We start from the raw sequence: 15,898 nt of genomic DNA, 5'->3' as shown, positions 1-15,898 counted from the left end.
ATTTAATCGCTATTAATCTCAATTATTTCCCGCATGCAACTTGCAACGGTAAGAGTTACTCATTTTGATATAATTTAATTTTTTCATCAAAATCAATAGGTAACTATTATGTTTCTGTTTAATAATTTAATCGTTAAATACAACACTTGGTTACCTTATTTTAGCTAAAAATTGGTTGAGCATGTAAAGTTGTGGCGATCTCTGAGCTACATTTTCCTGCTATAAAGAATGTAACTCGGTTATTTGAATTCAGTTGACCAGGTTATACCTTGGTAAACATTCATTTTAAAAGTCATAAAATTCTGATTGATCACTTATTCTAATCGTATTCAATATGTCTGAATGAACAAATAAGCCTTTGTGACTCGCAAAAAGCTCAGCCTGTGCAATACTTCTATTTAGTCAATGTGGCTCGTTTTACTCATGCCGTTAAATCTTACCTCCTTTCACACTGACCAAAATATTGGTTCCACCAATGGACTGACTGAACCTCTAGAAGGATAACGTTATCATTTCTAAAGGATGGTTAAGATGAATTTACAAATCAAACAGAAGATGCTTTTAAGTGCAGTAATTCCCCTTGTATTGCTTATTTCTATCTGCGCTATTGCGATTAATATGATGGGAAAAATTGAGCAAGGGGTGATTAGCATATACAACGATAGAGTCGTGCCTTTAGAAGATTTGAAAATTATTGGTGACGATTATGCGGTGTATGTTATTGATGCTGTAAACAAGGCTAACGCTGGTGAATTTAGCGCCCAAGAAGCCTCTGATGCGCTTAAGAATGCGAATAAAAATATTAGTATTCGTTGGTCAAAATACATGGCAACAGAATTAACTACCGAAGAAGCTTTGCTTGCTAAGCAGGCAAATATGATGTTTGCTCCAGCAGACAGTCAAATAGAGAGGCTGATCAACAAGCTAGATAGCATGTCTGGGAGCGTAGAAGGTCGATTGAGTGCAGATATTGTTCCTTTATATCAAGTTATCGACCCGATTAGCGGGAAAATATCTGAGCTAGTTGCACTGCAAATTAAAGTTGCTGGTGATGAAAAACAAGCTGTTATAGATTCTGCGAGTGAGTCTGTTAAATTATTTTTATTTTTAGCTTTTTGCGCCATTATTGCAAGTATTGGTTTAAGTGTTTGGGTAAGACGCAGTGTAATGACTCCCATTATTGATATTTTAGGTAAGCTAAAAATAATTAAAAGAGATTCTGATTTAACATTAGTATTTAAGCCATTGAATAATGATGAGTTAGGTCAAATTTCGGATAATTTAACCGGAGTTATTGAGCATTTAAGAAGCATTTTAGTGTCGATTTCTGATGCGGCTATTACGATAAATAGTTCTGCAGAGAATCTTAATAATTTTACTCGCGAAACCAATACAAGAATGCAAAATCAGCAGTGTGAAACTGAGCAAACGGCTGCTGCAATGAATCAGATGACGGCTACAGTAGCTGAAGTGGCGCAAAGTACTACTGCAGCTGCAGATTCTGCTAAAAATGCTGATATCCATGCCGCTAATGGCGACTTAATTGTGCAGCAATCAATACAAAGTATGTCTCTGCTTTCATTGAAAATCCAAGAAACCTCTGAAGTCATCTCGTTATTAGCAAGTGAGAGTTTGAATATTGGAAAAGTGTTAGATGTGATTAAAAGTATTGCTGAGCAAACCAACCTTTTGGCCTTAAATGCAGCAATTGAAGCTGCAAGGGCCGGAGAGCAAGGTCGAGGCTTTGCTGTTGTGGCTGATGAGGTGCGAACTTTGGCTAAGCGAACTCAAGAGTCTACATTACAAATTGAAACGATGATTGATAGTTTGCAACAAGGTGTTAAGAAGGCGGTGGTTTCTATGGAGTCTGGCATGGCCCAAGTTGATGATGCCAACAAAAATACCAATTTAGCAGGTGATGCTTTGAAAGAAATTGTGGCTACTGTTGATAATATTACTGAATTGAATACCCATATTGCGACAGCAGCAGAAGAGCAATCTAGTGTAGCTGAAAGCATTAACCGTAGCATAATTACCATCAGTGATATTTCGAAACATTCAACTATGGCGGCAGGTGAGTTGAGCCTTTCGGTTGATGAGCTCTCTAAGCTAGCTAACGTGATGCGGACTCAAGTTGCTACCTTTAAATTGCAATAATTAAAGTTGGTTTAACTGACTTAAGCACAATAAAAAAGAGCCATTAGTTTTCTAAGGCTCTTTTTTAGATTAACGAGTGATTAGGCTCGCATACATTTCTCTCCGCGAGACAGACCTACCACACCTGAACGTGATACTTCTATCACTTTAGTGACTTCAGCTAGTGCACCAATAAAGGCATCAATCTTTTCACTTGGGCCAGCCATTTGAATGGTATAAAGGCTTGCCGTTACATCAACAATTTGGCCGCGGAAAATATCAGCGGTGCGTTTGATTTCTTCACGCATATCACCTTGCGCTTTCACTTTGACCAGAGCAAGTTCTCTTTCTATGTGTGCAGCCTCAGTGATATTAGCCACTTTTAAAATATCGATGAGTTTGTGAAGCTGTTTCTCAATTTGTTCTAACACCTTTTCGTCTGCGATCACTGTGATATTTAAACGAGAAAGAGTATTGTCCTCTGTAGGGGCAACCGTCAAACTCTCAATGTTATAACCACGTTGTGAAAACAAGCCGACTACGCGAGAAAGTGCACCGGGTTGGTTTTCAAGTAATACTGAAATAATACGACGCATTAGCTTTTCTCCGTTTTGCTTAACCACATTTCATTCATAGCACCACCACGAATTAGCATTGGGTATACGTGTTCTGTTTCATCAACGCTAATATCGACAAATACTAAGCGGTCTTTCATTGCTAATGCTTCTGCTAATTTCGACTCTAATTCTTTTGGATCGCTAATCGTCATGCCCACATGGCCATACGCTTCAGCAATTTTGGCAAAGTTAGGTACCGAATCCATATAAGAGTGTGAGTGACGACCAGAATAAATCATGTCTTGCCACTGTTTCACCATACCTAAGAAGCGGTTGTTTAAGTTGATGATTTTTACCGGAGTATCATATTGAAGTGCGGTAGACAGTTCTTGAATGTTCATCTGAATTGAACCATCACCAGTAACACAGACAACCGTTTCTTCAGGAAATGCCATCTTAACGCCCATAGCCGCAGGCAAACCAAAGCCCATAGTGCCTAAGCCACCTGAGTTTATCCAACGACGAGGTTTATCAAAGGGGTAATATAACGCGGCAAACATTTGATGTTGGCCTACATCTGAAGCAACATAGGCATCGCCATTGGTCAGCTTGTGTAGCGTTTCAATGACCTGTTGCGGCTTAATACGGTCTGTTGTTCTATCAAACTCTAGGCACTTTTGTGCGCGCCACTCGGTAATGTCCTGCCACCAGGCATCTAATGCTGCGGGATCATTTTTTTCATCAGATTCAGCCAGCAATTCCAGCATGGTATCTAAGATATTGTCAGCTGAACCCACAATAGGAATATCGACTCTGACGGTTTTTGAGATGGAAGCAGGATCAATATCTATGTGTAAAATAGTGGCATTAGGACAATATTTTTCAACATTATTGGTGGTGCGATCATCAAAACGCACACCAATACCAAAAATAAGATCGCAATTATGCATGGCATTGTTGGCTTCAAATGTGCCATGCATACCTAACATGCCTAAGCTTTGCTTATGCGTACCAGGAAATGCGCCTAAGCCCATTAATGTACTAATTACCGGAATGTTAAGCTGTTCTGCAAGTGATAAGATTTGTTGATCACATTCAGAAATAATGGCACCGCCGCCGACATAAAGCACAGGCTTTTTAGCGGTTAATAATGCTTGTAAGCCACGACGAATTTGGCCTTTATGCCCAGTGGTCGTAGGGTTGTAAGAACGCATTTTAACGGTTTCTGGATAAACATAATCATGCAGAATGTCTGGACTTAAACAATCTTTAGGTAAGTCGATAACAACAGGACCTGGACGGCCAGTTGATGCAATGAAGAAAGCTTTTTTGACTATTTCAGGTATTTCAGCAGGATTTTTCACTAAAAAGCTGTGTTTAACGACAGGGCGTGAAATACCAATCATATCGCATTCTTGAAAGGCATCATTACCAATCAATGAACTAGGCACTTGACCAGATAATACCACGAGTGGAATAGAGTCCATGTAGGCGGTTGCAATGCCGGTAATCGCATTGGTGGCACCAGGACCCGAGGTAACTAATACCACTCCAACTTTACCTGTGGCACGAGCATAACCATCGGCCATGTGAACAGCTGCTTGCTCATGGCGAACTAAAATGTGTTCAACACCAGCAATTTTATGGAGGGCATCATAGATATCTAAAACAGAACCACCAGGGTAACCAAAAATGTGGCTAACACCTTCATCTATTAAGGAGCGCACAATCATACTTGCGCCAGAAAGCTTTTCCATGAAATGAATCCTCTTAAGTTACCGTTATGGTAAACAGTATCTTGCATACAACGACGGTAATCGTTCTAAAAAATAAGTTTAAATGGTTATCTAAACTTGTTAAGGGCCTAAGTAATGTCTTAGTGCCATTATCCGCTCAGGCGAACGCGATAGATTCATCATATGTAAATCAATATTTACTGCAAGCCTTTTATTTATTTTTTTAAACTATTTGAGAATAATTCATATTTAAACTAAGAAATTGCCATTTCATGTTAATTAAGCGATCAAAGTGCCCACCTTTGGCGTTTTTTTGTTATAAAAAAGCCATTACGGTTATGTAATGGCTTGAATATTCGCAATAAGCGTTTTCTTCTTGACGTTAGTCAGCGATGGAATATGACTTACTCTGATAATTTTGCAATGTTTGACATAGCGCCACAATAACAATCGCAAAAAGCATTAAACTGGCAAATGGCACTGCTGTCCCAGTATAAAAGTAGGCTAATAATGGGCCTGCTGTTGCACCAAAACCAAATCTAAGAGTCCCTATTACTGCAGTAGCTGTGCCAGTTTCTTGCTTAAACTTCATTAATACAATTGCATCGGCATTCACTGACATTATCCCTAACGCTCCCATGAGCGGAATAAGCATCATCACAGTAAAGTGATAACTTAAATCAAATACATTAACTAATACTAAGCCTATTGCCGCTATAGTGGCAAAAAAAGTGCCTGCATGCAGCATACGCTTTGAACCATAACGACTGACGATACGTGAGTTAACTATGTTGGCGAGCATTAGCGCGCCTACGTTTGAGCTAAATAAAATAGCAAACAGTGATTTATCTAAGCCAAAGACTTCCATATAAACGAATGGCGAGGCAGTGAGGTAACAGAAAAATGCAAACGAGGTTAATACCCCACTGGCAATATGCAGCTTTACTCCCTGACGAGAAAATACCGTGTAGTAAGATCTAAAAAACGATTTTTGACTGCGTTGCAATTTGTCGGTGTCACTAGGCATTTTTAGCTTTAATAGGATAAGAACCAGTAACGCCGCGGCATAAAAGCTCAACATGAAAAAGATTAAATGCCAATCACCAAGCTCTAGTATAAAACTGCCAATAGTAGGCGCAATAAGAGGTGCTAACATCATAATTAAACTGACATAAGACATGCCTTTAGCAGTATTTTCGCCGTATATTTCTTTGATATAACCCGGTACAACAACGGTGGCGGCTGCGCCAATAAATGCTTGTAGAAAACGCAGCACCAGAAATTGTTCAATGGTTTGCGTTAGAGCCAGTAATAAGCTGACCAGACTAAAACCAATTAAGCCAATGATCACTAATGGTCTACGGCCGATTTTGTCGGCAATAGGCCCAAAAGTTAGCATGCCCAATGCATACCCAGCTAAGTAAATACTCAGTGATTGCTGCACCATGGTGACATCAGTACCAAACCCTTTAGCCAGTGTCGACATTGCCGGTAAGTACATATCAATCGCTAAAGGGGTGATGGCAACAATAGCGGCTAACATTGGGATCAACATGGCTAAGTGCGGGAATGCACTTTGTTGCGTTGTATTTTGAGAACGAGACACAAAAACCTCAAAGCTTAAAAATCGGATTATCCGTTGAAGGAAATCAAACGAGAAACGGCCAAACATTTTAGCCGTTCAGTCTAACACGCAATTGGGTTTGTTGATTTGGGATTTTGTAATCAAAAGTATCTATTTCTCTAATTGTTACAAGTCATGAACACACGAGTAAACCTTGTTTAAGCCATTGTTGTATGATTGTTTTGAGTCAATCTTGTTGCTGACTGGTTGTTTTGTTGATGTTATCGCTGTCAGTTATTGCCATGACAGTGCACAGAATGTATTGCAAAAATATTACATTTAAGTAGCTGTAATTAACCTGATAAAAACCTATTATATCTTTTTTGCTATGTTGACAAGGAAAGTGCTGTGTTGTCACGTTTGTATGAGTTCATGCCCGGTTTAAATACGCTAGTTAATTATGAGCGAAAATGGTTTGCTGATGATATGAAAGCGGCGTTATCGGTGGCTGCCGTGGCGCTACCTGTTGCGATTGCCTATGCACAGTTAACAGGGGTTAATGCCGCGGTAGGCTTGTACTCATGCGTACTGCCAATGATGGTGTATGCGTTATTTGGCACGTCTAAGCAGTTGATTGTTGGCCCTGATGCGGCAACATGTGCGGTTATCGCAGCAGTCGTTACACCTCTTGCTGCAGGAGACAGTGTCAAGCATTGGCAGTTAGTCATGACAATGACAGCTATGACAGGCTTTTGGTGTTTAATTGCCAGCCGATTTAAGTTAGGGGTATTAGCTGATTTTTTATCCAAACCAATTTTAATGGGGCTGCTAAACGGTGTGGCGATTACCATTATTGTTGGCCAATTTTCAAAAATCTTTGGATTTACCTTTGATGAGCGTTATCTGCTTGAACGATTAGGCGGCGTGCCGACGTATTTATCAAAAACCCACATTCCAACATTGTTGATGGCGATATTAACCGTAGGGGTTTATTTTGGTATGAAGCGCCTTAAACCTAACTGGCCTTCATCAATGTTTGCCATCGCGTTTGGGGCGATATTAGTTTGGTTGTTTAACCTTGAACAATTTGATGTCAAAACCATAGGTGAAGTAGCAGGCGGATTACCTTTATTTCAGGCGCCAGAATTTAACGTGGGTATTATTCGTGAGCTGGTGATGCCCGCGCTTAACTTAGCTGTTGTGAGTTTTGTAAGTATGATGCTAACCGCTCGAAGTTTTGCGGCTAAAAATGGTTATGACATTGATGCCGATAAAGAGTTTAGGGCATTAGGTATTGCCAACATTGCGTCAGCTTTGTCACAAGGTTTTGCGGTCAGTGGCGCAGATTCTCGTACCGCAGTAAATGATGCTAACGGCGGGAAAACCCAATTAGTTTCAATCGTTGCTGCTGCAATTATTGCGGTGATTGCCATTTTCTTAACCGCGCCACTGGAGTTTATTCCAAGCGCGGCATTAGGTGTGGTGTTAGTGATAGCCTCGGTTCACCTATTAGACTTAAAAGCCGTTTGGCAACTCAGACTTAGAGACAGGCAGGCATTTTATTTAGCGTTAACCACGTTATTTGCGGTGTTGTTTATCGGCGTTATCCCTGGTATTACCTTGGCGGTTTTACTAGGATTATTCCAGTTTATTCGCACAGTTATGCGCCCAACTGATCAGATTTTAGGGGTTGATATAAAAGGGGTGATCAGAAGTTTAGATAGCAGTGACAAAGCTAAACCTGTGGCAGGTATTTTCATCTATCGATTCAATTCACCATTAACTTATTTCAACTCAGGTTATTTTAAACGTCGATTGTTAGAGCAATACGCAAGACAAAAAGGCGATATTAAATGCGTTATTATTGATGCTGTACCGTGTTTTACCCATTTAGATTTAAGTGTAATGGCGATGCTTGCTGATTTAGATGGGTTGTTTAAAAAACGCGGTGTGCGGCTTGAGCTTGCTGGTAGAAAGCGTCAATTACTGTCATGGTTTGAACAGACTGGGATGAAGTCTGGCAATGAAGGTATTTATATCCGTTCAGACTTGTACCTAGCGTTAAAAGTTAATCAAAGTAAACAAGCTGCCGACGATGCCTTACTTGAACAAGCGGAAGAAACCGATGCTGGAAAATTAGCGCAAAAACAGCAGGTATTAACGCATAGTCAGATTTAACCACTAAGGGTACCCGTATTGACATGAACGATCTCCTCTTGCTCTTTTTGGCATTAAGAGGGGATTGCTGTTGAGTGAGTGGCAGCAGATCTTAGCCAATACAAATAAGGCTTTATTTTGTAATATGCTTGGATATTAGCCAGATAGACATCTAACTACATTATCTGAATTCTGGTCGATAAATCGATCTTCAGCGGTTATTTTTAATGTTAACTGCGTTGGATTGAGTTGCAATCGGCTAGCTATTGAGGCGTAAATTCCTCTGTTGTCACTACAAGCTTACGACTGAATAAGTAATATATTCAGAGAATATTAATGAATGAGTAAATATCTTAACCAGAGTGCATCTTTATAATAAATCAGCGTTGTCGCTATAAGTTATTGATTTTGATGGGTTAAATTTATGTTGCCATCAGTGCGTTGTTACACTAATATTCGCTAACTGACTGAGCGTCAAACCTCGTCGGGAAGGTTGAGGAATAATTCTATTCCTCCTGTTAATTTAGCAACACAACGCCTCCTCGAAATTCAGATTCAAACCCTCTTTTTGAATCCTAAAGTAAAGAAAAAAGCGTCGTCTCTTTGGATGTAGCATGTATGGTTTCGCAAGTAAGTGAAGCAGTGCTGGATGTGATCGCAGATGCGTTAGTCGATAAAGGATACATTCTTTTATCAGATATCATTCCTGATTATGTCAGCTTAGCCTTGCTAGAAAAAATGCAGGTTAAGCATGATATTGATTTTAAATCTGCGGCTATTGGCCGTGGAATAGATCAACAAATTAATACCGAAATTCGTTCAGACAAAATTAGTTGGCTTGATAAACAAGACCATACGGATAGGGAATACTTATCGATTATGGAACAACTAAAAGATGGTATTAATCGACGCCTATTTATGGGGTTATTTGACTATGAAAGTCATTATGCGGTTTACGAACCTGGTGCGCATTATAAAAAGCATGTAGATGCATTAAAAGGCAGCCAGAATAGAATCTTAACAACGGTATTCTTTTTAAATCCATTGTGGCAACCAGAAGATGGTGGCCAATTAGTGATTTATGACGAGCATGATGTTGCTTTAGAAACGGTGCAGCCTCAAATGGGGACCTTCGCAATATTTTTAAGTGAACGTTTTCCCCATGAAGTATTACCGACATTAAGAACCCGTAACAGTATTGCGGGGTGGTTTAGGGTAAGTCATGCTAATCATGGTTTTTAGTATTCTCTAAATTACCGCTAATTCAACGCCACATCTTTGTGGCGTTTTTTATATTTTCATTAGTGCTAAATTCGATTAAGGTAATGTAAGTTTTGTGATTAATCATGGCTTTTATTTGGATGATTAGACATTTATGCGTTTGCCTCAATTAAAGCGTTTTTATCGCCAACAAAATGCAATCTGTAAAGATCAACAGGCTAGTCATCATATTGAATTTTAATGTAATACACTAAATAGGACTGGGAATGAGTATAAATAAAAAGTGGATTTTAGCGGCTTCATTAGTGTGTTTAAGCCAAGGTGTTAATGCTCAAGACGCTGCAGAAAAAGCCTTTACAGATGAAGTTATCCAGTGCGCTGCATATTATCAAATTGCATCAGAAGCCATTGGCGCGATGAATGCGCCTCAAATGCAAGCCGTTGGCGAGCGTTTAAAAGTGTCTGCAGTCGACGCGGCAACGTTAGCCGAAAAATATCGCCCAGCAGCGCAAGTCACCACCGATATTGCGGCAGAAAAAGATAAGCAAAAAGCCAAGTTAGGTGGGTCGACGAATTTGGGGTCTTTAATGGGACAGTATAAAGATTTATGTAAAACAGTTGTTTATGAACCTCAAAAACGCCTTGATTATTGGGCAATGGTTACCATGTAATTGCTGTCATGTTTTGCATGAAAAGCGCACTTGTCAGTGCGTTTTTTTATGCTTGCAAATAAGCAATGTCGATCCAATTTAATGAATGTTCAATCATAGCTCGCATTTAACCATCAATAAGCTAAATTTTATTGGTAGTTGTTAACCACAACTCGAGTTAAGAGTGCAATCGCTTAATTTGCAATGATCTCTAAGCCATAATGGGAGGCTAAACGGGTTAATATTTGTTGTTTTTTTAGTAAGTTGACCCATTCGGACAGTTGCTGCTTGCTAATGGGGGCGTTGGGGTTCAATAAAATCCCGTGATTATATTCTTGGTCCCATTTTGTTGACACTAATATTTGCGGTGATACTTCAGGATATTGTGATAAATAAAATTTTAAATAAGACCAGGTTACTGGTGCTATCTCTGCTCTGCCGCGTAATATGCTTACAATTGATGCTTCATTCGAGTTCACAAATTGAATGTTGAATCGAGCTTTTAAATATTGTGGGTCAGCTTGCCAATCTGCGAATTTGTAGTGATATCCTTTTACTAAACTGAGTGTTTTACCGTCAAATTTTTGAAAGTAAGCTTGATCAAGTGCGTTATCTTTTAATGAAATAAATAATTCACCATCGTGAATATCTAATGGCACAAACTCATGTTCTATCTTGTCCCACCCCCACACAGGGCTCTCAAACAACATCATGTCAAACCGATTCATTGCATAAGCTTTATAACGATTAGCAATGCTTGTTGCTACGAATTCAAATTGAACTTGCGATTGAATACCGTTGAGGGCGTTAACGAGATCGACAGATAAACCTGTATAACGTCCATCAATGGATTCAGTGATGTAGGGCGAAAAAGGGTATCCTGCTACTTTTACAATAGGCTTATTTGACTGAGCATTGACAGCAAAAGAGATAAAAAAAAGTAAACATAAAAACAGATGCTTCATAAATGTCGATTTCGGTTAATTAGTATTCATGTGTTAAAAATGTAGCATAAAGGTTGCCGCATAAGTACTGTAAATTGCAGCTCAAAATCATTCTGTATTAATAGATGATGTTGATACCCAGAAAATCCTGCTAGATAATATTGTTATTATTGAACTGAATATTCTTGGTGAGAAAAATATGTGGTTTCAAAAGCGCATTCAACTATCCGCTAAAAAACGAGGTTTTCACCTTATTGATAACGAGTTATTGCAACAGCTACCTGAATTGAAAACGCTTGAAGTTGGTTTGGCGCACTTTTTTATTCAGCATACGTCGGCCTCTATAACCTTGAATGAAAATGCAGATCCCACGGTAAGAGGAGATTTTGAACGGCATTTCAATGTCATAGTGCCTGAAAATGCCCCTTATTATCAGCATACCTATGAGGGCCCAGATGATATGCCTGCACACCTAAAGTCGACATTAATAGGTGCCGAATTAACTATACCAATCAGCCATGGTCGTCTTAACATGGGCACTTGGCAGGGGATTTATTTGTGTGAACATCGCGATGATGCCTTCGAACGCACTATTATTGTGACGTTAAATGGCGAGTGATGTCATTCAGTTTCCAGGAAAGCACGCTTTTTATTTCCACTATCTAGACAGTCTTGCTTGTGTGAGTGAAACGATTAGTGATAAATTTGCTATTTAGACAGAGTAAAAACACTATGTGTTTTTTATGTTGATGATTTAGAAATAAAAAAATGCCTACTTATTCAGGATGAATGGCTAATAATAAAGGGTGGTTGAAGTTGATTTCAGTATATTTAGTAGATGATCATGAATTAGTTCGCACTGGGATCCGTCGCCTGTTAGAAGATGAGCGTGGTATTAAAGTCGTTGGTGAAGCTCACGATGGTGAAACCGCGGTACAGTGGTCTCGTCACAATGAAGCTGATGTGATTTTAATGGACATGAACATGCCTGGTATGGGGGGGTTAGAAGCCACCCGTAAGATTTTACGCTATCAACCCGATGCAAAAATCATTGTACTAACCGTACAAACTGAAGACCCATTTCCAACCAAAGTAATGCAAGCTGGTGCTTCAGGCTACTTAACTAAAGGGTCAACTTCACCAGAAGTTATCCGGGCCATTAGTCAGGTTTCACGCGGGCAACGTTACCTCTCTCCTGAAATAGCTCAGCAAATGGCGCTCAGTCAGTTTACTAATAGTGACGAAAACCCCTTTACCAGTTTGTCTGAACGCGAATTGCAAATCATGATGATGATCACCAATGGTGAAAAGGTGAATGATATTTCAGATAAGCTGAATTTAAGCCCGAAAACTGTCAATAGTTACCGTTACCGTTTATTTGCCAAATTAGGTATTAATGGCGATGTGGAGTTAACTCGTTTAGCGATTCGATACAAAATGCTCGACACTGGTTCGTTCTAATTAACATTTGCCTTATAGTCATTGAACTACGGCAATGTTGGTTTAAGTGTATTTTTCACACTGTAATTCATTATGACTGAAACGTTTCAAGCCAAATCATTTCTAAAAACAGTCACTTCATCACCAGGTGTTTATCGTATGTATGATAAACAAGATGAAGTGATTTATGTGGGCAAAGCAAAAGATCTTAAAAAACGTTTAACGTCCTATTTTCGTTCAAACTTGCCTAATGTAAAAACTCAAGCGCTGGTCAGCAATATTCATCATATCGATGTTACCGTCACCCACAGTGAAACCGATGCGCTTATCCTTGAAAATGACTATATCAAGCAATACATGCCTAAATACAATGTATTGCTGCGTGATGATAAGTCATATCCCTACATATTATTAAGTCAACACCAGCATCCTCGATTAGCATATCATCGCGGCACTAAACGTGAAAAAGGCCATTATTTTGGCCCTTATCCCAATGGCGGTGCTGTGCGTGAAAGTTTGAATTTGATGCAAAAATTATTTCCGATTCGACAATGCGATGATGTGTATTATAAATCTCGCTCTCGCCCTTGTTTACAATATCAATTATCACGCTGCAGCGCTCCCTGTGTTGGGATAGTGTCTGATGAGGATTATCAAGAACAAGTTAAATTAGCCACGCTATTTTTAAGGGGTAAAGATCAACAGGTTATTACTACCTTAGTGGATAAAATGGAGCAAGCAGCCATTAATATGGCCTATGAACAGGCAGCACAATATCGCGATCAAATTAGTGCATTACGTAAAGTTAGCGAGCAACAAGAAGTGTCTAACGCAAAAGGCGATATGGATGTGATAGGTGTTCACTTTGCCTCTGGTATCGCCTGTTTTCATTTGTTGTTTATTCGTGATGGCAAAATTTTTGGTAGTCGTAGTTATTACCCAAGCGTGCCGGTGGCAACTGAGCTTGATGAAGTCTTATCATCATTTTTGGGCCAGTTTTATTTAAATGAAGATGTACAGCGCACCATTCCTAAAGAAGTTATTCTGAGCCACGACTTTGAGGGAATGGACATTACGGCTGCGTCGATAGAGCAAGCGCTGCAAAAAAAGTTTTCCATCAAAACTCAAGTGCGTGGTGAACGGGCCAGCTTTTTACGTTTAGCCTTAACAAATGCTACCAATGCGGTTGTCACTAAGCTGTCGCACAAAAATACTATTGAGCAACGTTTTAGTTTGTTAGAAGAAGCACTCGAGTTATCTTTTTCGATTAAACGTATGGAGTGTTTTGATATTAGTCATACCATGGGAGAAAGCACGGTTGCTTCTTGTGTGGTCTTTAATCGTGAAGGTCCACATAAAGCGGACTATCGTCGTTACAATATTACTGATATCACTGGCGGAGATGACTATGCCGCAATGGAGCAGGCGATAAATCGTCGATTTGATAAGATTGATGACAGCGGCAAAGTGCCAGATATTGTGTTTATTGATGGTGGATTAGGCCAGTTACGCATTGCCCAGAGCATTGTTGATGAAAAGTGTGCCCATTTAATGAAGCCGCCGCTGCTTGTCGGAGTGACAAAAGGTGAAGGACGTAAAGCAGGTCTTGAAACGTTTGTGATTGGCGGCTCAGAAGAAATCATTGATATCGCCAGTGACTCACCAGCATTTCACTTAATTCTGCATATTCGAGACGAGTCCCATCGTTTTGCTATTACTGGTCATCGTAATAAACGTCAAAAAACACGCAATACCTCAACTTTAGAATCTATTGCTGGTGTTGGGCCTAAAAGACGTAAAGCTTTGTTGCAACATTTAGGTGGACTGCAGGAAGTTAAGAATGCCAGTGTTACAGAATTGGCAAAAGTACCCGGAATTAGCTTAGAAATGGCACAAACGATCCATGACTCATTGCGAGGGGGCTAAAATTAAGGCAAGATTGGCGCTGCTTTTGAATAATTGGTCTATTTATGCCGTTTAATTTACCTATCGCATTAACACTATTTCGTTTAGTGCTTCTGCCAGTATTTATATTTTTCTTTTATCTTCCTTACACTTGGGCACCTTTTGCTGCTGCATTTGTATTTTGGTTAGCCGCAGTAACAGATGCATTAGATGGTTACGCTGCAAGAAAGCTTGGCCAATTAACTCGTTTTGGCGCATTTTTAGATCCGGTAGCAGACAAAGTGATGGTGTCTACTGCGTTGGTTTTACTGGTTCAGCAGAATGATAATATTTATTTAACCTTAGCCGCACTCTTTATGATTGGTCGCGAAATTGTGATTTCTGCATTGCGAGAATGGATGGCTGAAATAGGCAAACGCGGTGTGGTTGCCGTGTCGTGGATTGGCAAATATAAAACCGCCGCTCAAATGGTTGCTATTGTCGGCTTAATTTGGCAACCCACGCCATTCTTAACCAATGTGGCTTATGTATTGTTCTATGTGGCAGCTTTGCTGACTTTTTGGTCGATGATAAGTTACATTTCAGCGGCTTGGAAAGATTTAACCGCGGAATAGCACATAAATACTTCAATAAGATTATTAAGTGCGCAAACGATAAGTTTTAATAAAAACAGCAATTGACACGGGGGATGAAATCGGTAAAATGCACCCCCGTAGACAAGAGACTAACAGCCAGACAGCCTTGATGCTTAAAGCGAGTTAATCAGATTTACGCGACATTAGCTCAGTTGGTAGAGCGATACCTTGCCAAGGTATAGGTCATCGGTTCGAACCCGATATGTCGCTCCAAATCCTTATTTACATTGTGGCGCGATGGCAGAATGGCTATGCTGCGGATTGCAAATCCGTCGACCTCGGTTCGACTCCGGGTCGCGCCTCCACTAAATTGCGTTTAATGGCTTTGATGTTAAAGCGGTTAAAACAACACTTTGCCCGAGTGGTGGAATCGGTAGACACAAGGGATTTAAAATCCCTCGCTGAATAAGCGTGCCAGTTCAAGTCTGGCCTCGGGTACCATTATTAGACTCACATTGGTATTTATATCGAAACTGAGTAATGGATAAACAAGCCTCGACATTGCGTCGGGGCTTTTTTATACCTGCAATATTCTTATGCCTGATGTCGACTCTTTGAAAACGCACAATCACTGGCGCACTAAAAAAATAAGCGTGCCACTTTTTGTCTACAAGAGTAAGTCTGGCCTCGGGTACCATTATTATACTCACATTGATATTTATATCGAAACTGAGTAATGGATAAACAAGCCTCGACATTGCGTCGGGGCTTTTTTATGTCTGAAATATTCTTATGCCTGATGTCGACTCTTTGAAAACGCAGAATCGCTGGCGCACTAAAAAAATAAGCGTGCCACTTTTTGTCTACAAGAGTAAGTCTGGCCTCGGGTACCATTATTAGGCTCACATTGATATTTATATCGAAATTGAGTGATGGATAAACAAGCCTCGACATTGCGTCGGGGCTTTTTTATGTCTGCAATATTCTTATGCCTGATGTCGACTCTTTGAAAA

The 15,898-nt window shown here is 39.8% G+C and carries 12 protein-coding genes and 3 tRNA genes; 11 read left to right on the top strand and 4 right to left on the bottom strand.

The window, feature by feature from the left end:
• The first annotated feature begins 531 nt into the window (after window positions 1-531).
• Entirely contained in the window at window positions 532-2,157 is a 1,626-nt protein-coding gene (locus tag ORI98_RS05640) for a methyl-accepting chemotaxis protein (RefSeq protein WP_261299460.1), read from the top strand.
• Window positions 2,158-2,237: 80 nt separating this feature from the next.
• Here the strand turns inward: ORI98_RS05640 and ilvN are convergent, their stop codons facing one another.
• From ilvN to ORI98_RS05625, 3 genes are all read right to left on the bottom strand, one after another.
• Window positions 2,238-2,732, bottom strand: a complete 495-nt coding sequence (gene ilvN, locus ORI98_RS05635) for an acetolactate synthase small subunit (protein WP_261299459.1) — start codon at window positions 2,730-2,732, stop codon at window positions 2,238-2,240.
• Window positions 2,732-4,450, bottom strand: coding sequence for an acetolactate synthase 3 large subunit (locus ORI98_RS05630; RefSeq protein WP_306134573.1), 1,719 nt, complete (start codon window positions 4,448-4,450; stop codon window positions 2,732-2,734). The genes ilvN and ORI98_RS05630 overlap by 1 nt, the downstream gene beginning before the upstream one ends.
• Window positions 4,451-4,811: 361 nt before the next feature.
• On the bottom strand, window positions 4,812-5,972 hold the full coding sequence (locus ORI98_RS05625) for a multidrug effflux MFS transporter (protein ID WP_306134684.1): 1,161 nt from the start codon (window positions 5,970-5,972) through the stop codon (window positions 4,812-4,814).
• Window positions 5,973-6,401: 429 nt separating this feature from the next.
• Between ORI98_RS05625 and ORI98_RS05620 the strand changes: the two genes are divergently transcribed.
• The 3 genes from ORI98_RS05620 to ORI98_RS05610 all read left to right on the top strand — a co-directional run bounded on the left by ORI98_RS05620 (window position 6,402) and on the right by ORI98_RS05610 (window position 10,042).
• Window positions 6,402-8,171: a SulP family inorganic anion transporter gene (locus ORI98_RS05620; RefSeq protein WP_261299457.1), complete on the top strand. Its 1,770-nt coding sequence runs from the start codon at window positions 6,402-6,404 to the stop codon at window positions 8,169-8,171.
• 597 nt (window positions 8,172-8,768) lie between these two features.
• Window positions 8,769-9,392: a 2OG-Fe(II) oxygenase gene (locus ORI98_RS05615; RefSeq protein ID WP_306134572.1), complete on the top strand. Its 624-nt coding sequence runs from the start codon at window positions 8,769-8,771 to the stop codon at window positions 9,390-9,392.
• 245 nt (window positions 9,393-9,637) lie between these two features.
• Window positions 9,638-10,042, top strand: coding sequence for a hypothetical protein (locus ORI98_RS05610; protein ID WP_280925463.1), 405 nt, complete (start codon window positions 9,638-9,640; stop codon window positions 10,040-10,042).
• 173 nt (window positions 10,043-10,215) lie between these two features.
• Here ORI98_RS05610 and ORI98_RS05605 read toward each other — a convergent pair whose 3' ends face one another.
• Window positions 10,216-10,986, bottom strand: coding sequence for an ABC transporter substrate-binding protein (locus ORI98_RS05605; RefSeq protein WP_261299455.1), 771 nt, complete (start codon window positions 10,984-10,986; stop codon window positions 10,216-10,218).
• Window positions 10,987-11,164: 178 nt separating this feature from the next.
• On the opposite strand from ORI98_RS05605, the gene ORI98_RS05600 reads away from it, so the two are divergent.
• The 7 genes from ORI98_RS05600 (at window position 11,165) to ORI98_RS05570 (ending at window position 15,386) form a co-directional block, all read left to right on the top strand.
• Window positions 11,165-11,584: a secondary thiamine-phosphate synthase enzyme YjbQ gene (locus ORI98_RS05600; protein WP_306134571.1), complete on the top strand. Its 420-nt coding sequence runs from the start codon at window positions 11,165-11,167 to the stop codon at window positions 11,582-11,584.
• Between the two features lie 197 nt (window positions 11,585-11,781).
• Window positions 11,782-12,426 (top strand): UvrY/SirA/GacA family response regulator transcription factor, encoded by a 645-nt coding sequence (gene uvrY / locus ORI98_RS05595; RefSeq protein WP_261299480.1) that lies wholly within the window; start codon window positions 11,782-11,784, stop codon window positions 12,424-12,426.
• Between the two features lie 72 nt (window positions 12,427-12,498).
• Window positions 12,499-14,331 (top strand): excinuclease ABC subunit UvrC, encoded by a 1,833-nt coding sequence (gene uvrC, locus ORI98_RS05590; protein ID WP_306134570.1) that lies wholly within the window; start codon window positions 12,499-12,501, stop codon window positions 14,329-14,331.
• A 44-nt stretch (window positions 14,332-14,375) separates the two neighbouring features.
• Complete coding sequence (gene pgsA, locus ORI98_RS05585) at window positions 14,376-14,924, top strand: CDP-diacylglycerol--glycerol-3-phosphate 3-phosphatidyltransferase (protein ID WP_261299452.1); 549 nt, start codon at window positions 14,376-14,378, stop codon at window positions 14,922-14,924.
• 158 nt (window positions 14,925-15,082) lie between these two features.
• Window positions 15,083-15,158 (top strand) — tRNA-Gly (locus tag ORI98_RS05580).
• 18 nt (window positions 15,159-15,176) lie between these two features.
• A tRNA-Cys gene (locus ORI98_RS05575) sits at window positions 15,177-15,250 on the top strand.
• 50 nt (window positions 15,251-15,300) lie between these two features.
• Window positions 15,301-15,386, top strand: a tRNA-Leu gene (locus ORI98_RS05570).
• The last annotated feature ends 512 nt before the right edge of the window (window positions 15,387-15,898 follow it).

The organism is Shewanella sp. ULN5 (genome assembly GCF_030731885.1).
Classification (GTDB): Bacteria; Pseudomonadota; Gammaproteobacteria; order Enterobacterales; family Shewanellaceae; genus Shewanella; species Shewanella holmiensis.
This window is presented reverse-complemented; position numbering and strand designations above follow the sequence as displayed.